The 21,704-nt window shown below is 70.6% G+C and carries 19 protein-coding genes, 1 pseudogene and 1 riboswitch; of the genes and pseudogenes, 12 read left to right on the forward strand and 8 right to left on the reverse strand.

Going from position 1 to position 21,704, the window contains the following annotated elements:
• Positions 1–46: 46 nt before the first annotated feature.
• Positions 47–1,000 carry a 1-aminocyclopropane-1-carboxylate deaminase/D-cysteine desulfhydrase gene (locus AC0ZLC_RS14340; RefSeq protein ID WP_476752324.1) on the forward strand — a complete coding sequence of 318 codons (954 nt, stop codon included), beginning with the start codon at positions 47–49 and terminating at the stop codon, positions 998–1,000.
• An 18-nt stretch (positions 1,001–1,018) separates the two neighbouring features.
• Here the strand turns inward: AC0ZLC_RS14340 and AC0ZLC_RS14345 are convergent, their stop codons facing one another.
• Positions 1,019–2,614 (reverse strand): Na+/H+ antiporter, encoded by a 1,596-nt coding sequence (locus AC0ZLC_RS14345; protein WP_476752325.1) that lies wholly within the window; start codon positions 2,612–2,614, stop codon positions 1,019–1,021.
• 62 nt (positions 2,615–2,676) lie between these two features.
• Here AC0ZLC_RS14345 and AC0ZLC_RS14350 point away from each other — a divergent pair, with 62 nt between their 5' ends.
• From AC0ZLC_RS14350 to AC0ZLC_RS14360, 3 genes are all read left to right on the forward strand, one after another.
• The gene (locus tag AC0ZLC_RS14350; RefSeq protein ID WP_476752326.1) at positions 2,677–2,937 is read left to right on the forward strand and encodes a UBP-type zinc finger domain-containing protein; all 261 of its coding nucleotides are present in this window, start codon (positions 2,677–2,679) and stop codon (positions 2,935–2,937) included.
• A gap of 257 nt (positions 2,938–3,194) precedes the next feature.
• Positions 3,195–3,608, forward strand: a complete 414-nt coding sequence (locus AC0ZLC_RS14355; RefSeq protein ID WP_121405906.1) for an ATP-binding protein — start codon at positions 3,195–3,197, stop codon at positions 3,606–3,608.
• Positions 3,605–4,702, forward strand: coding sequence for an RNA polymerase sigma factor SigF (locus AC0ZLC_RS14360; protein ID WP_476752327.1), 1,098 nt, complete (start codon positions 3,605–3,607; stop codon positions 4,700–4,702). Before AC0ZLC_RS14355 ends, AC0ZLC_RS14360 begins: the two co-directional genes overlap by 4 nt.
• A 54-nt stretch (positions 4,703–4,756) precedes the next feature.
• Here the strand turns inward: AC0ZLC_RS14360 and AC0ZLC_RS14365 are convergent, their stop codons facing one another.
• The gene (locus AC0ZLC_RS14365; protein ID WP_476752328.1) at positions 4,757–5,206 is read right to left on the reverse strand and encodes a hypothetical protein; all 450 of its coding nucleotides are present in this window, start codon (positions 5,204–5,206) and stop codon (positions 4,757–4,759) included.
• A gap of 170 nt (positions 5,207–5,376) precedes the next feature.
• Here AC0ZLC_RS14365 and AC0ZLC_RS14370 point away from each other — a divergent pair, with 170 nt between their 5' ends.
• Positions 5,377–6,345, forward strand: coding sequence for a diacylglycerol/lipid kinase family protein (locus AC0ZLC_RS14370; protein WP_476752329.1), 969 nt, complete (start codon positions 5,377–5,379; stop codon positions 6,343–6,345).
• Between the two features lie 318 nt (positions 6,346–6,663).
• Positions 6,664–6,921: a WhiB family transcriptional regulator gene (locus tag AC0ZLC_RS14375; RefSeq protein ID WP_016639615.1), complete on the forward strand. Its 258-nt coding sequence runs from the start codon at positions 6,664–6,666 to the stop codon at positions 6,919–6,921.
• A gap of 248 nt (positions 6,922–7,169) precedes the next feature.
• Here the strand turns inward: AC0ZLC_RS14375 and AC0ZLC_RS14380 are convergent, their stop codons facing one another.
• Entirely contained in the window at positions 7,170–8,636 is a 1,467-nt protein-coding gene (locus tag AC0ZLC_RS14380) for a sensor histidine kinase (protein ID WP_358852764.1), read from the reverse strand.
• 543 nt (positions 8,637–9,179) lie between these two features.
• Complete coding sequence (locus tag AC0ZLC_RS14385) at positions 9,180–9,956, reverse strand: TetR/AcrR family transcriptional regulator (RefSeq protein WP_476752330.1); 777 nt, start codon at positions 9,954–9,956, stop codon at positions 9,180–9,182.
• Positions 9,957–10,054: 98 nt separating this feature from the next.
• On the opposite strand from AC0ZLC_RS14385, the gene AC0ZLC_RS14390 reads away from it, so the two are divergent.
• Both AC0ZLC_RS14390 and nagB read left to right on the forward strand, forming a co-directional pair.
• Complete coding sequence (locus AC0ZLC_RS14390; protein ID WP_476752331.1) at positions 10,055–10,807, forward strand: SDR family oxidoreductase; 753 nt, start codon at positions 10,055–10,057, stop codon at positions 10,805–10,807.
• Positions 10,808–11,294: 487 nt separating this feature from the next.
• Positions 11,295–12,080 carry a glucosamine-6-phosphate deaminase gene (nagB, locus tag AC0ZLC_RS14395; protein WP_476752332.1) on the forward strand — a complete coding sequence of 262 codons (786 nt, stop codon included), beginning with the start codon at positions 11,295–11,297 and terminating at the stop codon, positions 12,078–12,080.
• A gap of 832 nt (positions 12,081–12,912) precedes the next feature.
• Here nagB and AC0ZLC_RS14400 read toward each other — a convergent pair.
• The 4 genes from AC0ZLC_RS14400 to AC0ZLC_RS14415 all read right to left on the reverse strand — a co-directional run bounded on the left by AC0ZLC_RS14400 (position 12,913) and on the right by AC0ZLC_RS14415 (position 17,950).
• Positions 12,913–14,514 (reverse strand): glycoside hydrolase family 3 protein, encoded by a 1,602-nt coding sequence (locus AC0ZLC_RS14400; protein WP_476752333.1) that lies wholly within the window; start codon positions 14,512–14,514, stop codon positions 12,913–12,915.
• A gap of 9 nt (positions 14,515–14,523) precedes the next feature.
• Positions 14,524–15,411 carry a carbohydrate ABC transporter permease gene (locus AC0ZLC_RS14405; protein WP_388786498.1) on the reverse strand — a complete coding sequence of 296 codons (888 nt, stop codon included), beginning with the start codon at positions 15,409–15,411 and terminating at the stop codon, positions 14,524–14,526.
• A complete protein-coding gene (locus AC0ZLC_RS14410; RefSeq protein WP_476752334.1) occupies positions 15,408–16,397 on the reverse strand; it encodes a carbohydrate ABC transporter permease in 990 nt (329 codons plus the stop codon). Before AC0ZLC_RS14410 ends, AC0ZLC_RS14405 begins: the two co-directional genes overlap by 4 nt.
• A gap of 266 nt (positions 16,398–16,663) precedes the next feature.
• Positions 16,664–17,950, reverse strand: a complete 1,287-nt coding sequence (locus AC0ZLC_RS14415) for an extracellular solute-binding protein (RefSeq protein ID WP_476752335.1) — start codon at positions 17,948–17,950, stop codon at positions 16,664–16,666.
• Between the two features lie 429 nt (positions 17,951–18,379).
• On the opposite strand from AC0ZLC_RS14415, the gene AC0ZLC_RS14420 reads away from it, so the two are divergent.
• The 4 genes and pseudogenes from AC0ZLC_RS14420 to AC0ZLC_RS14435 all read left to right on the forward strand — a co-directional run.
• Positions 18,380–19,144 carry a GntR family transcriptional regulator gene (locus AC0ZLC_RS14420; RefSeq protein ID WP_358852700.1) on the forward strand — a complete coding sequence of 255 codons (765 nt, stop codon included), beginning with the start codon at positions 18,380–18,382 and terminating at the stop codon, positions 19,142–19,144.
• Positions 19,145–19,322: 178 nt separating this feature from the next.
• A complete protein-coding gene (locus tag AC0ZLC_RS14425; protein WP_476752336.1) occupies positions 19,323–19,586 on the forward strand; it encodes a DUF3311 domain-containing protein in 264 nt (87 codons plus the stop codon).
• Entirely contained in the window at positions 19,583–21,193 is a 1,611-nt protein-coding gene (gene mctP / locus AC0ZLC_RS14430; protein WP_476752337.1) for a monocarboxylate uptake permease MctP, read from the forward strand. Before AC0ZLC_RS14425 ends, mctP begins: the two co-directional genes overlap by 4 nt.
• Before the next feature lie 90 nt (positions 21,194–21,283).
• Positions 21,284–21,454 (forward strand): annotated as a pseudogene (locus AC0ZLC_RS14435) (GNAT family N-acetyltransferase); the annotation flags it as partial.
• A gap of 64 nt (positions 21,455–21,518) precedes the next feature.
• A riboswitch (cobalamin riboswitch) is annotated at positions 21,519–21,677 on the forward strand.
• The last annotated feature ends 27 nt before the right edge of the window (positions 21,678–21,704 follow it).

Below are 21,704 nucleotides of genomic sequence, written 5' to 3' on the forward strand. Positions count from 1 at the left end.
CCCGCGGTCGCCGCGCGGGCAGGCCCGCCGGGCCTGCGTCGGACACATGTCCGACAATGGCGGGGTGACCAGCTCCTACCGCCTCGGCGGCCCCGGCAGCCCCGAAGCGTCCGGCCCCGCCGGGCTGCGACCGCGGCTGCCGTCGCCGTTGCAGGAGGTCGCGGACGGGCGTTTCGCGCGGCACGGCGTGCGGCTGCTGCTCAAGCGGGACGATCTGATCCACCCGGAGCTGGTAGGCAACAAGTGGCGCAAGCTCGCTCCCAACCTGTCGGCGGCCGCGGGCCGCACGGTGTTCACCTTCGGCGGGGCGTACTCGAACCACCTGCGCGCGACGGCCGCGGCGGGCCGCCTCCTGGGCCTGCCCACCCTCGGCGTGGTCCGCGGCCAGGAACTGGCGGACCGCCCTCTCAACCCGTCGCTCGCCCGGTGCGCCGCCGACGGCATGCGGCTGCACTTCGTCGACAGATCGACCTATCGCCGCAAGACCGAGCCCGGGACGCTGGCCGGAATACTGCGCGCGACCGGTGCCGAGGACGCGTTCGTCGTGCCCGAGGGCGGCAGCAACTCCCTCGCGGTGCGCGGCTGCCGGGACCTCGGGGAGGAACTCGCGGGCCACGCGGACGTCGTCGCCGTCGCCTGCGGCACCGGCGGCACCCTGGCCGGCCTGGCCGCGGGGCTGCCGCCGGGCGGGCGCGCCCTGGGCATCCCGGTCCTCAGGGGCGGTTTCCTGGGCGAGGACGTACGGACTCTCCAGCGGCAGGCGTTCGGCGGCCCCCGCGGCGACTGGTCCCTCGACGAGCGCTTCCACTGCGGGGGCTACGCCCGCACCACCCCCGGACTCGACCGATTCGCCGAGGACTTCGAGCAGCGCCACGCGCTGCCCGTGGAGCGCCTCTACGTCGCCAAGATGCTGTACGGCCTCGTCGCCCTGGCGGACGAGGGCGCCTTCCCGCGCGGGTCGACGGTGGCCGCCGTGATCACGGGCGCCCCGCTCGGCTGAGGAACCGGCCGGCACCCCTCACTCCGTCTCCCGGTAGGCCGCCGCCTCCTCCAGGTCCAGCCGCCGCAGCAGCGTCCGCAGCATCTCGTCGTCGATGTAGCGCAGGTCCCGCAGCTTCACGAAGACCTCCCGTTCGGCGCCGATCATCTCCCGCGACAGACGGCGATAGGTGTCGTCGTGGGTCTCCCCGGTCACCGGATTGACCGCTCCGAGCCGCTCCCAGACGGCGTTGCGGCGCCGCTCCAGGACGGTGCGCAGCCGGTCGGCGAGCGGCCCCGGAAGAGTGTTGCGCTCGTCGGTGAGGAGATCGTCGAGCCGCTTCTCGGCGGCCCGGGACGCCTGCGCCTGGGCATTGGCCTCCGCGAGCGTCTCGGCCTGCTGGTCGCGGCCCGGCAGCTTCAGCACCCGGATCAGCGGCGGCAGGGTGAGCCCCTGCACGACCAGCGTCCCGATCACCGTCGTGAAGGTGAGGAACAGGATGAGGTTCCGCTCGGGGAAGTCCTCGCCGCCGTGCACGGTGAGCGGGATCGAGAAGGCGATGGCGAGCGAGACCACACCCCGCATCCCGGCCCAGGCGATCACGAACGGCCCCTTCCAGGTGGGGTTCTCCTCGCGCCCCCGGACGCGCGCGGAGACCACCCACGGCAGGAAGGTCGCGGGGTACACCCAGACGAACCGGGTGGCCACGACCACCACGAAGAGGAGCACCGCGTACCAGGCGGCGCGGCCTCCCTCGTACGCCCCGAGGCCCTTCAGCACGACGGGCAGCTGAAGACCGATCAGGGCGAACACCGCCGACTCCAGGACGAAGGCGACCATCTTCCACACGGCCTCCTCCTGGAGCCGGGTGGCGAAGTCGACCTCCCAGGAGCGGTGGCCGAGGTAGAGCGCGACGACGACCACGGCGAGCACCCCGGAGGCGTGCACCTGCTCGGCGACGCCGTACGCGACGAAGGGGATCAGCAGGGAGAGCGTGTTCTGGAGGAGCGCCTCCCTCAGGTGCGTGCGCAGCCAGTGCAGCGGCACCATCAGGACGATCCCGACCACGACGCCGCCGACCGCGGCCACCAGGAACTCGCGCAGGCCGCCCGCCCAGGTCGCGCCCTCGCCGACCGCGGCCGCGAGCGCCACCTTGTAGGCGGTGATCGCGGTGGCGTCGTTCACCAGGGACTCGCCCTGGAGGATGGTGGTGACCCGCGACGGCAGCCCCACCCGGCGGGCCACCGCCGTGGCGGCCACGGCGTCCGGCGGCGCCACCACCGCGCCGAGGACCAGCGCCGCGGTCAGCGGCAGGCCCGGCACGATCAGATACGCGGCGTACCCGACGACGACGGTCGCGAAGAGGACGTAGCCGACCGACAGCAGCGCCACGGGCCGCATCTGGGCCCTCAGGTCGAGGTAGGAACTGTCCGCGGCCGCCGTGTACAGCAGCGGGGGCAGCAGCAGCGGCAGCACGACGTCGGGTTCCAGCGTGTAGTCGGGCACCCCGGGCACGTACGAGATCAGCAGGCCGGCCGCGACCAGCAGCAGTGGTGCGGGGATCGGGGTGCGGCGGGCCGCCCCGGCCACCGCCGCACTGCACGCCACCAGCAACAGCAGTGGCAAAACGTCCATCGTCCTCAGCCCGCCCTCGGATTCCGCGCGGCTTCCCGCACACCCGTCGTAACCTGGCAATCATGAAACAGTGCACGCACGCCGACGCGCTGCCGCACCCCGAGCCCGCGGCCCTCAGCGAAACCTGTACCGAGTGCCTGGCCGCCGGTACCCACCCCGTGCAGCTGCGCCAGTGTCTGGTCTGCGGCCACGTGGGCTGCTGCGACTCCTCACCGCTGCGGCACGCCACGGAGCACTTCAAGGAGAGCGGCCACCCGCTGATGCGTACGCTCGAGGCCGGCGAGGACTGGCGTTGGTGCTTCGTCGATCACGTACTCGTGTGACCCTGGACCCGGACGGTTCGACGGTCTGACGCCTGGGTACGTCAACCCGGCGCGCGCTCTTCCTATTTGGGGCCGCAGACCTCTAGCCACTGTCCGTACTCATGTGCTTACTATGAGTGACAGCACGGGGCGGGGTCCCCGGGACAGGGGACTTGGGAGCGCGATAGCGTCACCGCTGAACCACGTATCGGTCATCGCGTTACCCCGGGGGGTCACCCTCGGCCCCTGAAAGAGCTTGTACCACCTTGGAGGTGAGGGTGTCCCAGATCGCAGGCGAGCCCGCGACCCAGGACTTCGTAGAAGTCCGGCTGCCGGCTGCGGGTGCCTACCTGTCGGTGCTGCGTACGGCCACGGCCGGACTCGCGGCGCGTTTGGACTTCACCCTCGACGAGATCGAGGACCTCCGCATCGCGGTCGACGAGGCCTGCGCGATCCTGCTGCAGCAGGCCGTCCCCGGCTCGGTGCTGAGCTGTGTCTTCCGCCTCGTCGACGACTCGCTGGAGGTCACCGTCTCGGCTCCGACCACGGACGGTCACGCCCCCTCGCGGGACACGTTCGCCTGGACCGTCCTCTCGGCCCTCGCGGGCCAGGTGGACTCCTCCGTCGCCGAGGACAAGACCGTTTCGATCAGTCTCTACAAGAAGCGCGGCGCGGGACCCGGGCCGGCGTGAGGAACGGGGACGGGCCGGTGCGGGACGAGAAGCGCGGCACACGGGAACTTCCCCCCGAGGGCACCCGCGGCCCCGGCGGGCCGAGGCCCCTGGCGGAAGGCGTCGACGGCATCCCCGAGCAGGCCCGGCCGCATCCGGAGGACGAGACCGCCCCGGCGGCGGTCCCGGCTTCCCGGCACGGGGGTCCGTCCGTCCCGGACGCGTCCGAGGCCGTGGGGGAAGAGCCGAGAGCTCGGGGAATGGTGACGGGCGGGACTATGAGCGAGCACGAGCGAAACGCGGAGCAGAGCGTGCAGGGCGCGCAGCACGGGCCGAGCGCCCAGCACACGCAGCACGACCCCCAGGACCGCAGCGGGGCGCGGCTGATGTTCATCGAACTGCGCAAGCTGAGCGACAGCAGTGCCGAGTACGCGGAGCTGCGCAACCAGCTGGTCCGCATGCATTTGCCGCTCGTCGAGCACCTCGCGCGCCGCTTCCGCAACCGCGGCGAGCCGCTGGACGACCTGACCCAGGTCGCCACCATCGGTCTCATCAAGTCGGTCGACCGCTTCGACCCGGAGCGCGGCGTCGAGTTCTCCACGTACGCGACGCCGACCGTCGTCGGGGAGATCAAGCGGCACTTCCGCGACAAGGGCTGGGCGGTGCGGGTGCCGCGGCGGCTGCAGGAGCTGCGCCTCGCGCTGACCACGGCGACCGCCGAGCTGTCGCAGCAGCACGGCCGCTCCCCCACGGTCCACGAGCTCGCCGAGAGGCTGGCCATCTCGGAGGAGGAGGTCCTGGAGGGCCTGGAGTCCGCCAACGCGTACTCCACGCTGTCCCTGGACGTCCCGGACACGGACGACGAGTCCCCGGCCGTGGCGGACACCCTCGGCGCGGAGGACGAGGCCCTCGAAGGGGTCGAGTACCGCGAGTCCCTGAAGCCGCTGCTCGAGGACCTCCCGCCCCGGGAAAAGCGGATCTTGCTCCTCCGCTTCTTCGGCAACATGACCCAGTCGCAGATCGCGCAGGAGGTGGGCATCTCCCAGATGCACGTCTCGCGCCTGCTGGCCCGCACCCTGGCCCAGCTCCGGGAGAAGCTCCTCGTCGAGGAGTAGCCCGGGAAGAGCCTTCCGAGAAGAAGCGTCAGGTGTGGTGGGCGGCCGAGCCGCTCACTTCCCGTCCGGCCCGTGGCCCGGTCCACGGATCCCGAGGGCTCGCGTGGTCGAGGAGTTCACGAGCAGCACCAGCGCCGTGACCGCGACGACCGCAAGGGCGATCCCGGCGGGGATGGCGACACTGTCGGCCTGGAGCAGGTTGTAGGCCACCGGCAGCGCCAGGACCTGCGTGATCACCGCCGGACCCCGGCTCCAGCTGCGGCACAGCAGCAGCCCGCGCGCGGCCAGCAGCGGCAGCAGCGCGAGGACGATCAGCGTGACGCCTCCGGTGACGGCCTGCCCGCGGTCGTCCGCGTCACCGGCGAGGCCGAGGACGAGGATGTAGACGCCCCCCGCGACCAGCGCGAGGCCCTCCAGCGCGGCCAGTGCCGCGGCGCCGGTCACCCGCCCGGGACGAGGTTCGGCGGTGGCGATGTCGGAGGCGGGTTTCTGCTCAGGGCTCACCTCTGCAGGGTAGCCCGGGCACATCCGCCGCCGAGGAGTACGGGTACCGGCTCCGACCCCCGGCGCACGCCCGTCCGGGCCCGCCCCATGTGCGCGCCGGCACCCCGAACTCTCACCGGATCCCCACCTCGGTCTGGGACGAGTACCACCCAGTAGGTACGCTGCATCGCATGCGTGCACTTCTCGTGGTCAATCCGGCGGCAACCACCACCAGCGCGCGCACGCGTGACGTACTGATCCACGCGCTGGCCAGCGAGGTGAAGCTGGAGGCGGTCACCACCGAGTACCGCGGGCACGCCCGGGACCTCGGCCGGCAGGCCGCGGAGAGCAAGGACATCGACCTGGTCGTGGCCCTCGGCGGCGACGGCACGGTCAACGAGGTCGTGAACGGCCTGCTCCACCACGGCCCCGACCCGGACCGCCTCCCCCGTCTCGCGGTGGTGCCGGGCGGCTCCACCAACGTCTTCGCCCGTGCCCTCGGCCTGCCGAACCACGCGGTCGAGGCGACCGGCGCACTGCTGGACGCCCTGCGCGAGCGCCGGGAGCGCACGGTCGGACTGGGCCTGGCCGCCGGCACGCCGGGCACCGAGGACGAGGCGGCACCGGCCCGCTGGTTCACGTTCTGTGCGGGGCTCGGCTTCGACGCGGGCGTGGTCGGGAGGGTCGAACAACAGCGCGAGCGCGGTCGGCGCTCCACTCACGCGCTGTATCTGCGCCAGGTGGCACGGCAGTTTCTGGACGAGCCGCACCGCAGACACGGGACCATCACACTGGAGCGGCCCGGGCAGGACCCGATCACCGATCTCGTCCTGTCCATCATCTGCAATACCTCGCCCTGGACGTTTCTCGGCAATCGTCCGGTGTACGCGTCGCCTAAGGCCTCGTTCGATACCGGGCTCGACGTACTCGGTCTCAGCCGCATGTCCACGGCCTCGGTTGCCCGGTATGCCACCCAGTTGCTCCGTTCGTCCCCCGAGCGGGGCCCCCAGGGCAAGCACGCAGTGTCCCTGCATGACCTGACGGACTTCACCTTGCATTCGAAGGTGCCGCTCCCCCTGCAGATGGACGGCGACCACCTAGGGCTGCGCACGAGCGTGACGTTCACAGGCGTACGCCGTGCACTGCGTGTGATTGTGTGAGTGGAAGGGCCCAAAGTCCTTTCACTCGAACGTTTAGACCAGGGTCCACCCCATGGAAGTACGGCTGTGACCTAGTCGACACCGAGGAATCAAAAAAAACTTTCCGGAAGGGGTTGTATCCGCCGCTGAGGTTTGCGAGTCTCTACGTGGCGCTCAGGGCGGCCCGCAACACCGGCCCCCACAGAGAGTCCGAACCCCTCCTCAATCCACAGGACCACGTCAGTCCGTCTGACGCTCGGCCCTTCACTTGTTGAGGGATTCGTGAAAGCGTTCACATTCACAAGCACTTGCATGTAATACCAAGGAGAGGTAGCAGCCATGGACTGGCGTCACAACGCCGTTTGCCGCGAGGAAGACCCCGAGCTCTTCTTCCCCATCGGCAACACCGGTCCTGCGCTGCTGCAGATCGAGGAAGCCAAGGCCGTCTGCCGTCGCTGCCCGGTAATGGAGCAGTGTCTGCAGTGGGCGCTCGAGTCCGGCCAGGACTCCGGCGTCTGGGGTGGTCTCAGCGAGGACGAGCGTCGCGCAATGAAGCGCCGCGCCGCCCGCAACCGGGCTCGTCAGGCCTCCGCCTGATTCCCCACCCCGCAACAGCCTTCGCTTGGCGGCGCGTACAGCGAGTACGCATCTCCCGCCCCCGAGCCGCAGCGCGCAGTACCCCCGATGCGCATAGCAACGAGCTTTAGCCCCGGACCGGTTTCCCGGTCCGGGGCTCACTGCTGTTCGGGACCCCAGCGGCGGGGCCACTTCTCCCCCGGCCTCGCCGGATCGCCCCGTACGCGTGTGCTCTTCGCGTAAGCGACGAGTGAAGAGAGTGTGCCGGGCTATTTGTTGGCCTGCACCGGCACGTCCAGGATCACCTGGGTCCCGCGCTCCGGGGCCGGAACCATGTCGAACGTGCCGCCCAACTCGCCCTCCACGAGCGTCCGTACGATCTGCAGTCCCAGGTTGCCCGAGCTGTGCGGGTCGAAGCCGTCCGGCAGGCCGACCCCGTCGTCCTGAACGGTGACCAGGAGGCGGGGCTCCTTGCTGGTGCCGCCACGGATCGCCGAGACCTCGACCGTGCCCCGGTCGCCCTCGCGGAAGCCGTGCTCCAGGGCGTTCTGGAGGATCTCGGTGAGCACCATGGACAGCGGCGTCGCGACCTCGGCGTCCAGGATCCCGAAGCGGCCGGTGCGCCGGCCGACGACCTTGCCGGGCGAGATCTCCGCGACCATCGCCAGCACCCGGTCGGCGATCTCGTCGAACTCCACCCGCTCGTCCAGGTTCTGCGAGAGCGTCTCGTGCACGATCGCAATGGAACCGACCCGGCGAACCGCCTCTTCGAGCGCCTCACGGCCCTCCTCGGAACCGATGCGGCGGGCCTGGAGCCGCAGAAGTGCCGCCACCGTCTGGAGGTTGTTCTTCACCCGGTGGTGGATCTCCCGGATGGTGGCGTCCTTGGTGATCAACTCGCGCTCGCGGCGGCGCAGTTCGGTGACGTCACGCAACAGGACCAGTGAACCGACGCGGGTGCCCTTCGGTTTGAGCGGGATCGCGCGCAGCTGGATCACACCGTCGCTGCTCTCGATCTCGAACTCGCGCGGCGCCCAGCCGCTCGCGACCTTCGCCAGCGCCTCGTCCACCGGGCCGCGGGACGGGGCGAGTTCGGCGGTGGTCACCCCGAGGTTGTGACCCACCAGGTCGGAGGCCAGACCCAGCCGGTGGTAGGCGGACAGGGCGTTCGGGGACGCGTACTGGACGATGCCTTCCGCGTCCAGGCGGATCAGTCCGTCGCCGACCCGGGGCGAGGCGTCCATGTCGACCTGCTGGTTCGGGAACGGGAAGGAACCGGCGGCGATCATCTGGGCGAGGTCGGAGGCGCTCTGGAGATACGTGAGCTCGAGCCGGCTCGGCGTGCGCACCGTGAGGAGGTTGGTGTTGCGGGCGATCACTCCCAGTACCCGGCCCTCCCTGCGGACGGGGATGGACTCCACCCGTACCGGGACCTCCTCGCGCCACTCGGGGTCGCCCTCGCGCACGATCCGCCCCTCGTCGAGCGCGGCGTCCAGCATGGGGCGGCGGCCGCGCGGCACGAGATGGCCGACCATGTCGTCCTGGTACGACGTCGGGCCGGTGTTGGGCCGCATCTGGGCGACGGAGACGTACCGCGTGCCGTCCCTGGTGGGAACCCACAGGACGAGGTCGGCGAAGGAGAGGTCGGAGAGCAACTGCCACTCCGAGACCAGCAGATGCAGCCACTCGAGGTCGGAGTCGCCGAGGGCCGTGTGCTGGCGTACGAGGTCGTTCATGGAGGGCACGTGTGCGAGCGTACCCGGCGTATACGACAGGTCCCGAAAACGGATGTCCGTACGGGTCCGGTCAGGATGCCGGGCGGATGGGTCCCGCAGGCCTCACAGGGTCGGACACGCAGACCTCGGGGACCGCTCACGCCGGACACAGGTGCGGATCCTCGGGCGTCCCGGCCCCGGAAACACCCGCGGGCCGCGGCGCCTGGGAGGGACCCTCAACCCTCCCGGCACCGCAGCCCGGAGCAACAACGGCCACGGGGTGTGCGGTCCCGATCGGCCGAAGGAGAGGAGCCGGAGCAGTCAGGGCAGAGAGCACCGGTTCCTCGGTCCGCCTTCCTGTGCGGGGAAGACGGAGGCTTCGCATTCACATGCTGTCACGTCGATGACGGACGCTTTACCACGCATTGTGGACTAGACCATGCTCCTGCGTCCATGTGTCGCTGTCCATGCCTCGGCGGATGTTCGTCGCTGTCTCTTTTTCCGACATCCTCCGATGACCTACACGCACAGTAGCCCGCCCGGGTTCAGTCGGGGGAGCGGATCTCACGAGCTCGGCCAGATTGCCATGGCGAGATCGGCGAGCGCTTCGAGTTCCTCCCGGGTCGCACCGTCCCGGGCCTGCTGGGACATGCCCTGGATCATCGCTCCGGCGTACCGGGCCAGGGCGGCGGCGTCGGTGTCCGCGGGGAGTTCGCCGGCCGCCATCCCGGCCCTGATCCGGCTCTCGATGGCGGCGAGGTTGGCGTTGCGCCGGTCCCGCAGCGACCGCTCCACCTCGGGCGACGTGCAGTTGGTCGCCGCGTGGATCACCAGGCAGCCGTGCGGGTGGTCCGGATCGGTGTACTCCACGGCGGCCTCGCGCAGCGTCCGCCCGACGGCACCGCGGGCGGTGGGCTCCTCGGCGAGGGCCCGTTCGGCGAACGATCCGTACCTGGTCCCGTACGCGCGCACGACCTCCTCGAACAGTGACCTCTTGTCGCCGAACGCCGCGTAGAGGCTCGGGGCTCCGATGCCCATCACGCGGGTGAGGTCGGAGACGGAGGTGCCCTCGTAGCCGTGCTCCCAGAAGGCGAGGATCGCCTTTTCCAGCGCGGTCTCACGGTCGAAGGAACGGGGACGGCCCCGCTGCTTGCCCGGGGGCGGGACGGGTGCCTTCCTCCCGGCCGGGGTCGCCCCTTCGGCCGGGGTCGCCCTTTCGGGCGGGGTGGCCTTCTCGGCCGGGGTCGCCCCCTCGGCCCGGGTCTTGTCCTCGACCTGGACGTTGGCCGCCGTCCCGCCCTCGGGCCGGGCCGGCGGCCCGGTCTGCTGCCTGCTCACCATGGAGTGGATTTTATAGCGGGTGCTAGAGAAATGTCGGCGGGCTGGTGTACGGTTTTTTTGTGTAGCGACCGCTACACAAAAGGGGAAGGGGTGTCGGCATGGGTGTGCTCACGGGCAGGACGGCTCTCGTCACGGGCGGCAGCAGGGGCATCGGGCGGGGCATCGCCGTGCGGCTCGGCCGGGACGGCGCACGGGTCGCCGTGCACTACGGCAGCAACGAGGCGGCGGCGAAGGAGACGGTGGCCGCGATTCAGGCGGCGGGCGGATCGGCGTTCCCCCTGAAAGCCGAGCTGGGTGTGCCGGGGGACGCGGAGGCACTCTGGGCGGCCTTCGACCGGCAGGCGGAAGGGCTGGACATCCTGGTGAACAACGCCGGGATCGGCACGTCGAGTCCGTTCGACCTGATCGAGGAGGCGGAGTTCGACCGGGTCTTCGCGGTCAACGTGAAGGCGCCCCACTTCGTCACCCGGCTGGGGGTGTCCCGGCTGCGGGACGGCGGGCGGGTCGTCAACATCTCCTCGGGCCTCGCGCGCACCGCGGTGATGCCGGACAAGATGGCGTACGCGATGACGAAGGCCGCCCTGGACGTCTTCACGCGCGACCTGTCCAAGCTGCTCGGCCCCCGCGGCATCACGGTGAACACGGTCGCCCCCGGAATCATCGACACCGACCACACCTCCGACTGGCTCCGGTCGAGCGACGAGGCGTGGGCGCAGGCCGCGTCGATATCCGCGCTGGGCCGGGTGGGCTCGCCGGGGGACGTGGCCGACGTGGTGGCGTTCCTCGCATCGGACGACGGGCGATGGGTGACGGGGCACTGGATGGACGCGACGGGGGGTTCGCTGACATAGGGGCTGGGAGAGAAGGCGCGCCTGCCTGCGGCGGGCCGGGGCGAGGGCCGGCGGCGACGAGCGGAGTCCGGGGCCGGGAAGGGGGCTGGGGGCTCGGGGTGTGACGCGGGGGCGTGGGGGCGTGGGGCCGGCCGTGACCGGGGACACGGGGCGCGGCGCCGGGGTGGGGACCCCGGCTCGGGGAGCAGAGCAAGCACGGCACTCGGAAGAGGTCCTCGGCGCGGGGAGCAGAGCACGGCACTGGGAAGAGGCACTCGACTCGGGACGCAGGGGTGGCGCCGGCAGGGTCCTCGGCTCGGGGAGCAGGATGGCGCCGGAGGGTGGTTGCAGCTCCGGTGTGCGGGCGGTGCGCCGTGGGTGCGGGAGGCGGCGAACGGTTGCGCGTACGGCGCGACTCCGGCACGGGGGCTCTGGTAGATTGGTCTATACCACATGTGTCCCCCTTCGGGTTCCAGTTGAGTCCCCTCTCCAGATCGGCAGGCCCAGCGTGGAAGTTGTCATCGTCCCGGACGCCCAGGCGGGCGGCGAGCTCATCGCCGAGGCCATGGCGGAGCTGCTCCGACGCAAGCCCGACGCCCTGCTCGGCGTGGCCACCGGTTCCACCCCGCTGCCCATCTACGAAGCGCTCGCGGCCAAAACGGGTTCGGGTGCCGTGGACGCCTCGCGGGCGCGGATCGCCCAGCTCGACGAGTACGTGGGGCTGCCGGCCGAGCACCCCGAGTCCTACCGGTCGGTGCTGCGGCGCGAGGTCCTGGAGCCGCTCGGTCTGGGCATGGACGCGTTCATGGGGCCGGACGGCACCGCCGAGGACGTCCAGGCCGCGTGCGGCGCGTACGACAGGGCGCTGGCCGCGGCCGGTGGTGTCGATCTCCAGTTGCTCGGAATCGGGACGGACGGGCACATCGGGTTCAACGAGCCGTGCTCCTCGCTCGCCTCGAGGACCCGGATCAAGACGCTGACCGAGCAGACCCGGGTCGACAACGCCCGCTTCTTCGGGGGCGACATCGAGCAGGTCCCGCACCACGTCATCACCCAGGGCATCGGCACGATCCTGGAGGCACGGCATCTGGTGCTGCTCGCGACGGGCGAGGGCAAGGCCGACGCGGTCGCCGCGACGGTGGAGGGACCGGTCGCCGCGGTGTGTCCGGCGTCGGCGCTCCAGCTGCACCCGCACGCCACGGTTGTCGTGGACGACGCGGCGGCCTCCAAGCTGAAGCTCGCGGACTACTTCCGCCACACCTTCGCGAACAAGCCGTCCTGGCAGGGGATCTGACCAACCCTCCCGCCCGGCCCACCGGCGAAGGCAGTCGACCAGGACGACGGCGCCCGGTCCACCGGGCCGACTGGCCAGTACGTCGGCCCAGTCAGGCCGGGCGGACTGACGTGAGCTGCCCCGCCACCCTTACCCGTACGTGCGTCCCAGCGGCCCCGACCATGCGGGCCCATCCGGGCTGCGCCGCCGACCGGGCCGACGCGAGCTGCGCCGCCGCCCCGAACACCCTTGGCGGCACGGGAACCGAGCGGGCCGGAGCCGCCGTGCGGCGGGGTCTGAGCTGACCTGTCCACGTCCAGCCGACCCGAGCACCCGCAGTGGGTACGGTCGACCCCAGCACCCTCGGCGGGTACGGCCCACCGGCGCACCCTCGGCGGGTACGGCCGCCCGACCACCTCCGGCGGGGTGCGGCCGACCCGAACGGCCTTGCCGGGTACGGCCAACCCGAGCGGCGTTGCCGGGTACGGCCGACCCGAGCGGCCTTGCCGGGTGCGGCCGACCGAGTCTCCGGACCGTGCCGCATGTCTGAGGCCGGCGGGTCCCGCGCGCTCCCCCGTGGGCCTGCGGCCGCCCCGCCCGGGCCGCACACCCACTGGCTCACCGGCTCACCGGCTCACCGGCCCTCAACCTGCCGGGCGTCGCCAGGCTGTCGCGGGCGACGATGCCCACCCGGGCCCAGAGGTCACCTGCATGCACCCGTCCCCGACGCCCCAACCTGGTTCCGCACGTCCCCCTCCCCCACTCCCCCACTGCGGCAAAGGCGCCGGTCCCCCTTCCCAATGGGTCCCGACGCCTTCCGTCCCGGCTTCGCGTGAGCGTGTGCGGGGCGGGCTCACGCCCCGGCGATGACCTCTGCCGCGGCGCGTCCGCATACTCTCGCCGCTCCGTGGGTCGCGATGTGCAGCGCGCCCCGGGGTGCCGCCTGGGGGACGCCCATCTCGACGACGATCGTGTCGGGGCGGGCGGCCAGGAGGGCGTCGAGCGCCGTGGTCATCCAGGGGTGGCGGTGCTCGTCGCGCACGACGGCGACGACGCGGCGCGGGCCTGCCGCGGTGAGGGCGGCGGCACCCGCGTCCTCGCCGGAGAAGCTGCCCGTCTCCGTGCCGGGCAGTAGCTGTGCGAGTTCGGCCGCGACGCCCCACGGGGTCTCGTCACCGACGGCGATGTTCGCGACCGGGGCCAGCGCGGCGACGTAGGGCGCCTTGGTGAGCGGGGCGTACGTGCCGGAATGCGTCACCGTGAGCGCGCGCCGGGCGGCGACGAGCCCGACCTCGGCGCCGGACGGGCCCCCCGGGCGTCCGGTGCCGGACCCACCGGCCTCTCCGACCGACCCGGAGTCCAGGCCCGACACGAAGTCCACGCCCGATACGGAGTTCCCGCCCGGCGTGGAGTCCACGCCCGGCGTGGAGTCCGTCCTCGCTGCCGTGGCCGTCCACCGCGCCAGTGCACGGACCCGGGCCGCCGCGTCCGCGAGGCGTTCCTCGGGGAGTTCGCCCGTGCGGACCGCGGTGACCAGGGCGTCGCGCAGACGGCGTACCGTCTCGTCGTCCGCGAGGCCGCCGCCCACGCAGATCGCGTCGGCGCCGGCGGCGATCGCGAGGACGCTGCCCCGTTCGATGCCGTAGGTCGCGGCGATGGCCTGCATCTCCATGCCGTCGGTGACGATCAGCCCCTCGTAGCCGAGTTCCTCACGGAGCAGCCCGGTGAGGATGCGGCGGGAGAGCGTGGCGGGGCGGTCGGGATCCAGCGCCGGGACCAGGATGTGGGCGCTCATGACGGCCCGGCTGCCCGCGTCGATCGCGGCGCGGAACGGGACGAGTTCGCGGGCCTGGAGCACCGGCAGCTCGGCGTCGATGCGCGGCAGCGCGTGGTGCGAGTCGACCGCGGTGTCGCCGTGCCCGGGGAAGTGCTTGGTGCAGGCCGCGACGCCGGCGGCCTGCAGCCCGGTGACGTATGCGGCGGTGTGCCGGGCGACCAGGTCGGTGTCGGCGCCGAAGGACCGTACGCCGATGACCGGGTTGTCGGGATTGGAGTTCACGTCGGCGGACGGGGCCCAGTTGAGGTTGACGCCGCAGGCGGCCAGGCGGCGGCCGAGCGCGAGGGCCACCTCCCTCGTCAGCTCGACGTCGTCCACCGCGCCGAGCGCGTGGTTGCCGGGGTAGGAGGATCCGGTGCGCACCTCGAGCCGGGTGACGTCACCGCCCTCCTCGTCGATCGCGACCAGCACGTCGTCGCACTCGGCGCGCAGCTGGGCGGTGAGGGAGGCGAGTTGTCGGGGCGAGGCGATGTTGCGGCCGAACAGGCCGACCGACGTGAGGCCTTCGCCGAGCCTGCGCAGCAGCCAGTCGGGCGCGCTGGTCCCGGTGAACCCGGGCTGCAGCACGGCGAGTGCGTCGCGCGTGAGCGTGTCGGTACCACTGGCGAGTGTCGTCATCGGGTGGCGTTATCCCTTCACGGCGCCCGCGGTCAGCCCCGCGGCCATTTTGCGCTGGACGATGAGGAAGAGGACGACGATCGGCACGGCCATCATCGTGGAACCGGCCATCATCGGGGCGTACTCGGTGCCGTGCTTGGTGGTGAAGTTGCCGAGCCAGACCGTGGCGGTCTGGTTCTTCTGACTCATGAGCATCAGGGCGTAGAGGTATTCGTTCCAGGCCTGGATGAAGCCGTAGACCGAGGTGGCGACCATGCCGGGGGCCAGCAGCGGGAAGACGACGCGGACGAAGGCGCCGGTGCGGGAGCAGCCGTCGACCATCGCGGCCTCCTCCAGCTCCCTCGGGATGTTGACGATGAAGCCGCGCAGCGTCCACACCGTGAAGGGGAGGATGAACGTCAGGTAGGTGATGATCAGACCGGTGAGCTTGTCGTACTGTCCGAGGTCGTTCAACAGCAGGAAGACCGGAATAATCATGGCGACGAGCGGGACCATCTGGACCGCCAGGATGCCGACGATCACGATCTTGCGGCCGCGGAAGGCGAACCGGGAGATGGCAAGGGCGGCCAGCATGCCGACCACGATGCCGATCAGCACCACCGCCAGCGAGACGATCAGGCTGCGGGCCACCGGCCCCCAGAAGTCGGCGATGTCGAGCGCCCGGCTGAAGTTGTCGAGCGTGAGTGCCGTGGGCAGCAGGCTCGGGTCCGGGTCGATGGCGTCCTTCGCCGGCTTGAACGCCGTGTTGAGCATCCAGTAGACGGGGAAGCCCGCTGTGACGAAGACGAACAGGCCGAGCAGGTTCCAGCCGAGCTTCGACCTGCGCGGCCGGGAGGCGGCGGGGGCCGTGGCCGGCTTGCGCGGCCGTGAGGTGCCGGGAGCCGTGGTCGTGGTCACTCGACCTCTCCGATCTTGAGCATCTGGCGCATGTAGACGGCGACCACACCGAGCAGCAGGAGCACGGTGAGCAGGGCGATCGCCGACCCCTGCGCGTAGTCGTTGACCACGAAGGCGCGGTCGTACGAGTACGTGGTGAGCAGTTGGAACTCGGCCTCGGGGTGGCCGCCGCGCATCACGAAGACCTGCGGGAAGACGCCCATGTCCCAGATGACGGAGAGCGTCGTGAGCATCACGATGATCGGCTTGAGGATCGGCAGCGTGACGTACCGGAAGACGCCCCACGCGCCCGCTCCGTCCAGCCGCGCCGCCTCCTCCAGCTCCTTGGGCACCTGGGTGAGGCCCGCGCTGAGCGTGATGACGACGAACGGCACCGCCCCCCACACCACCAGCAGCATGATCACGGCCAGGCCCTGGGGGCCGCTGGCGAACCAGTTGTGGCCGATCATGTCGACGCCGGGGAACTTGCTGAGCACCGCGTTGAAGACGCCGTAGTCGGAGTCGAAGAGCCACTTGAAGACGGTGGTGGCCACGATGATGGGCATGCCCCAGCTGGCCACCAGCGCGATGTTGATGAGCGTCTTCACCCAGCCGGAGACCCGCTGCAGGAGCAGCGCGATCAGCATGCCGATGACCATCGTGAAGACGACGGCCCCGCCGGCGAAGACGATCGTGCGGACGACGACCGCCCAGAACTCCTCGTCCCCGAGCACCTTGGCGAAGTTGTCGAAGCCGACCGACTCGGCCGGCTTGAAGCCCCACAGCTGGGACTGCCCGAACTCCTGGAAGGACAGGGTGACCAGCCGGACGAGGGGGTAGCCGAGCACCAGGACGAGGACCAGCACGCAGGGGGCGAGCAGGGCCCAGGGGACGGCCGCCCCGTCGGAGGTCCGCTTCCGGCGTGGTCTCTCCACCGGCGGGGCGGGTGGTGGTGGCGACTGCCGCGTCGGCGGCACTTTGGCAGTGGTCGTATCAGCGGCACTCATCCGCGCGCTCCTCAGCGGTCCCTCGGGTCGTACGGGCGGCGGGTCCCGTCCCCGACCGGGTCGTACAGGTCGTACGGGAGGCGGACCCCCCGGCTCCCGGCCCGGTCCGCGGGAGGTGTCCCCGCCGCCGTCCGGGCCGGTACAGGTCGTACGGGAGGCGCGCCCCGTCCCTCACCGGCCCACGGTTCGTACGGGGAGCGGGCCCCGCCTCCCGGCAGGGTCGTACGGCAGGCGGGGCCCCGTCGGCAACGGGGCCCCGCCTCGGGTCACTTGGTGTTGATGACCTTGTCGATCTTGGCGTCCGCTTCCTTCGCGGCGGCCTCGACCGACTTCTTGCCGGTGCCGATGTTCTGCAGCATGGTCTGCAGGACCTGGGCCTTCTCGACCTGGCCCCAGCCGGGTGCCATCGGGACGAACCAGTTGCTCTCGGCCGCGGTGGCCGGGACCGCGGTCTTCGGGTCGCTCTTCAGCGTCGCGAGGTCGGTCTTGTTGTTCGGCAGGTTGCCCTTGCCGATCAGGCCCTTCTGGCCCTCGGCGCCGGTGAGGGCGTTGATCCACTCGGCGGCGAGTTCCTGGGCGCCGGACTTCACCGGGACGGCGAGGTCGGAACCGCCCAGGAAGACGGGGAGGTTCTTGCCGGACGGGCCGGGGACCACGAAGTTCTCGAGGTTGCCCTTGAGCTTGCCGGTCTTGTCGTTCTTCGGGTCCTCCGAGGTCGCGCCCTCCCAGGCGGCACCGAAGATCATGCCGGACTTGCCCTGGCCGTAGACGATGTAGCGGTCCGACTCGTCCTTGGTCTTGTCGCCGTGCATGTACCTGTCGACGACCGACTTGAAGGCCTTGAGGCCCTTGACCGACTCGGGAGAGGAGAGGTTGGCCTTCCACTCGCCGCCGGACTCGACGGCGATGGAGCCGCCGGCGTCGTAGACGAAGGACATCGCGGCGTACCAGTCGCGGGTGGGCTGGTACCAGGCGCTGAACTTGTCGCCCTGCTTCTTCTGGATCTTGTCCAGGTCGGCGGTGAGTTCCTTGTACGTCTTCGGCGTGGACTTGACTCCGGACGCGGCGGCGATGTCCTTGCGCCAGTTGCCGACGCGGCCGCCGGCGTAGTACGGCACGCCGTAGGTCTTGCCGTCGTAGGTGACGGAGGCCTTGAGGCCGTCCAGCCAGGCGTCCGAGTTGTCGAGCTTCGACGCGTCGACGGGAGCGAAGGCGCCCTTGACCATGTAGCCGAGCATCTCGGTGTTGCCCATCTCGACCACGTCGGGGGCCTTGTCCGTGGCGAGGACGGCGTCGAGCTTGGCGTTCTTGTCGGGCCAGCCGTAGTACTCGTGGTTGATCTTGACGCCGGGGTGCTTCTTCTTGACCGCGGCGTCGGCGGCCTTGACCAGCTCGGGCCAGTTGTTCTGCGCGTCCACCGTCAGCCAGACGGTGAGCTCCTTGGCCTCCGCGCCGTCCTTGCCGCCCCCGGAGTCCTTGTCACTGTCCCCGCACGCCGCGATGGAAACCATCATGCCCGCGATACCGATCGCGGCTATCAGCTTGCGCTTCACGCCACCCTCCTCAGGGATGTCATAACCCCCCTGCCCACCGCGGTGACCTGTGACGAGTACTGCCCGTGGGGCCGGGACCTGGACCAATGGTGTAGACCAGTACCGGGAGCTTGGCCTAGACCTAGAGGGGTGTCAAGGGTGCGGAAGTCCCGCTCGGGCTCCGTTACGGGACCGACATATGCAGGGACCTTTCATTGCTCAAGTGACAGATCGGACAGGGGGGTTGCGGCCGCACGAACCGGGCGCCCCGCGTGGCGCCACGACCACCGCCTCGGCGCGATGGACTAGACCAACACGAACGCCGACGGTATATAGAGGGGATCACGCAGCGTGCGGGGGCCTCTCGCGCACCAAGCCGTGCCACGATGTGAGCCGTGACCGATCGGACAGGGTCGGTCGCTTCGGCATCCGGAGCCGGGAAGGCAGAGCATGAGCACCGACGTCAGCAGTGCGGAGAACGAGGGTGGGGCGCCCATCCGTACCGCGCGCGTGCCCAAGTACTACCGTCTGAAGAAGCACCTTCTCGATATGACGGAGACGCTGCCGCCCGGCACGCCGGTGCCGCCGGAGCGCACCCTCGCCGCCGAGTTCGACACCTCCCGCACGACCGTGCGCCAGGCGCTGCAGGAACTCGTCGTCGAGGGCCGGCTGGAGCGCATCCAGGGCAAGGGCACCTTCGTCGCGAAGCCGAAGGTCTCGCAGGCGCTCCAACTCACCTCGTACACCGAGGACATGCGCGCCCAGGGCCTCGAACCCACCTCGCAGCTCCTGGACATCGGCTACATCACGGCGGACGAGACGCTCGCAGGGCTGCTCGACATCAACGCGGGCGGGCGCGTGCTGCGCATCGAGCGGCTGCGGCTGGCGAGCGGCGAGCCGATGGCGATCGAGACGACCCACCTGTCCGCCAAGCGCTTTCCCGCCCTGCGGCGTTCCCTCGCCAAGTACACCTCTCTCTACACCGCGCTCGCCGAGGTGTACGACGTCCACCTCGCCGAGGCCGAGGAGACCATCGAGACCTCGCTGGCCACCCCGCGCGAAGCCGGGCTGCTCGGCACCGACGTCGGGCTGCCCATGCTGATGCTCTCCCGCCACTCTCTGGACAGGACCGGCCAACCGGTGGAGTGGGTCCGCTCGGTGTACCGGGGCGACCGGTACAAGTTCGTGGCCCGCCTCAAGCGCCCGGTGGACTGACCGGCGGCTCGACGCGGGCGCCCTCACCGGTGCGCAAAAAGCCCCCCTCCGGGCGTTTACCCACCGGGAACCCACTGGTGGGGACCGATATGCGGACGGGGGGTTCCGTGTGCGTGACGCCGTCGCCTAGATTGCCTGCGCGTTGCACAGGTGATCAGCGAGGGGACGGAGCCGCCGAATGTCAGATGTGCCCGAAGTGAAGCCACCGGTGGTGACACCGGTCCGTGTGGTGATCGCCCTTTGTCTCGTCGCACCCTTCGTGGCGATGCTCTGGGTCGGCTCGTACGCGAAGACCGACCCGACGTTCATCGGGATCCCCTTCTTCTACTGGTACCAGATGCTGTGGGTGCTCATCTCCACGCTGCTCACGATGACCGCGTACCAGCTCTGGCAGCGTGACCAGCGCGGCCGTGCGCCCAGGGGCGGGGGTGCGTCGAAGTGAAGGACGGCGTGAACGGAGTCGCCCTCGGCGTCTTCGTCTTCTTCTTCGTGGCCGTCACGGTCATGGGCTTCCTCGCCGCACGCTGGCGCAAGGCCGAGGTCGAGCACAGCCTCGACGAATGGGGCCTGGGCGGACGGTCGTTCGGCACGTGGGTCACCTGGTTCCTGCTCGGCGGCGACCTCTACACGGCGTACACCTTCGTCGCCGTACCCGCGGCGATCTACGCGGCGGGCGCGGCCGGCTTCTTCGCCGTGCCGTACACCATCCTCGTCTACCCGCTGATCTTCACGTTCCTGCCGCGGCTGTGGTCGGTCTCGCACAAGCACGGCTATGTGACGACGTCGGACTTCGTGCGCGGGCGCTTCGGCTCCAAGGGGCTGTCGCTGGCGGTGGCGGTGACCGGCATCCTCGCCACGATGCCCTACATCGCGCTGCAACTCGTCGGCATCCAGGCGGTGCTGGACGTGATGGGCGTCGGCGGCGGTGAGGACACCAACTGGTTCGTGAAGGACCTGCCGCTGCTCATCGCGTTCGGCGTGCTGGCCGCGTACACGTACTCGTCGGGCCTGCGGGCGCCCGCCCTGATCGCGTTCGTGAAGGACACCCTGATCTACATCGTGATCGCGGTGGCCATCATCTACATCCCCATCAAGCTCGGCGGGTTCGACGAGATCTTCAAGGCGGCGGGCGACAAGTACACGGCCGCGGGCGCGGGCGGCATCGTGCCCGCCGAGGCCGGGCAGTGGACGTACGCCACGCTCGCCCTCGGTTCGGCGCTGGCGCTGTTCATGTACCCGCACTCGATCACCGCGACGCTGTCCAGCCGCAGCCGTGAGGTGATCCGGCGCAACACCACGATCCTGCCGCTGTACTCGCTGATGCTCGGCCTGCTCGCCCTGCTCGGGTTCATGGCGATCGCGGCCGGGGTGAAGGTGGAGAACGGGCAGCTGGCGATCCCGCAGCTCTTCGAGACGATGTTCCCCGACTGGTTCGCGGGTGTGGCCTTCGCGGCCATCGGCATCGGTGCGCTGGTGCCGGCGGCGATCATGTCGATCGCGGCGGCGAACCTCTTCACCCGCAACATCTACAAGGACTTCATCAAGCCGGACGCCACACCGAAGCAGGAGACCCAGGTCTCCAAGCTGGTCTCGCTGCTGGTGAAGGTGGGCGCGCTGGCCTTCGTCCTCACCATGGACAAGACCGTCGCGATCAACTTCCAGCTGCTGGGCGGCATCTGGATCCTGCAGACCTTCCCGGCGCTCGTCGGCGGCCTGTTCACCCGGTGGTTCCACCGCTGGGCGCTCCTCGCGGGCTGGGCGGTCGGCATGGCCTACGGCACCCTCGCCGCGTACGGGGTCGCCTCCCCGACGCAGAAGCACTTCGGCGGCAGCTCCAAGGAGATCCCCGGCATCGGGGAGATCGGCTACATCGGTCTGACGGCCTTCGTGCTGAACGTCGTGGTGACGGTGGTGCTGACCTTCGTCCTGCGCGCGGCGAAGGCCCCCGACGGTGTGGACGAGACGTCGCCCGCGGACTACACGGCGGACGCCGGGGACCCGGGCGTCCCCACGGAACTCCCGAAGGCCACGGCAGACATCGCCCACTGAGTCCCGCGCGTCGGACGACGGGCCGCCGGGGTGAACCGGCGGCCCGTCGTCGTCCGTTTCCGGCAGACTCGGCCGCATGGACATCCTCATCGGACACGGGCCACTGAGGGGTGTTTCCGCGTCGTGCTCTCCACCCAGCGCACCATGCGCGCCCACCGCGTCCACGAGCGGCTCGGTTTCACCCGAGCCCCCGCGCGCGACTGGAACCCGGTCCCGGACCTCGACGACATCCTGCTGCCGACGTACGAGCTGACGCTCTGACAGCGGCGGTGCCGACGGCGGCCTCCCTGCCGACTGCCACCCTCCGGAGCCGACACGACACAACATGTGGGGGCGCATCGGCGGCCCGGCACAAGATGTATGCTCATGCTCGCTGTCGCCGCAGGGGAATCCGGTGCGAATCCGGAACTGTCCCGCAACGGTGTACTTGTGCGTGTTCGCGCACACGGTCAGTCCGAGGACCTGCCGGCAGTGCGCCCGGTCCGTCCGGTCCGGGTGCCCAGACGTCCGG

Source organism: Streptomyces sp. GLSS-08 (assembly GCF_056387915.1).

Coding starts and splice junctions, on each gene's coding strand:
- AC0ZLC_RS14380 (WP_358852764.1), bottom strand. CDS start 8,636: ATGAACGACCTCGTACGCCAGCACACGGCCCTCGGCGACTCCGACCTC.
- AC0ZLC_RS14390 (WP_476752331.1), top strand. CDS start 10,055: ATGGGTGTGCTCACGGGCAGGACGGCTCTCGTCACGGGCGGCAGCAGG.
- AC0ZLC_RS14385 (WP_476752330.1), bottom strand. CDS start 9,956: ATGGTGAGCAGGCAGCAGACCGGGCCGCCGGCCCGGCCCGAGGGCGGG.
- AC0ZLC_RS14400 (WP_476752333.1), bottom strand. CDS start 14,514: ATGACGACACTCGCCAGTGGTACCGACACGCTCACGCGCGACGCACTC.
- AC0ZLC_RS14375 (WP_016639615.1), top strand. CDS start 6,664: ATGGACTGGCGTCACAACGCCGTTTGCCGCGAGGAAGACCCCGAGCTC.
- AC0ZLC_RS14350 (WP_476752326.1), top strand. CDS start 2,677: ATGAAACAGTGCACGCACGCCGACGCGCTGCCGCACCCCGAGCCCGCG.
- AC0ZLC_RS14425 (WP_476752336.1), top strand. CDS start 19,323: ATGTCAGATGTGCCCGAAGTGAAGCCACCGGTGGTGACACCGGTCCGT.
- AC0ZLC_RS14340 (WP_476752324.1), top strand. CDS start 47: ATGTCCGACAATGGCGGGGTGACCAGCTCCTACCGCCTCGGCGGCCCC.
- AC0ZLC_RS14345 (WP_476752325.1), bottom strand. CDS start 2,614: ATGGACGTTTTGCCACTGCTGTTGCTGGTGGCGTGCAGTGCGGCGGTG.
- AC0ZLC_RS14370 (WP_476752329.1), top strand. CDS start 5,377: ATGCGTGCACTTCTCGTGGTCAATCCGGCGGCAACCACCACCAGCGCG.
- AC0ZLC_RS14420 (WP_358852700.1), top strand. CDS start 18,380: ATGAGCACCGACGTCAGCAGTGCGGAGAACGAGGGTGGGGCGCCCATC.
- AC0ZLC_RS14410 (WP_476752334.1), bottom strand. CDS start 16,397: ATGAGTGCCGCTGATACGACCACTGCCAAAGTGCCGCCGACGCGGCAG.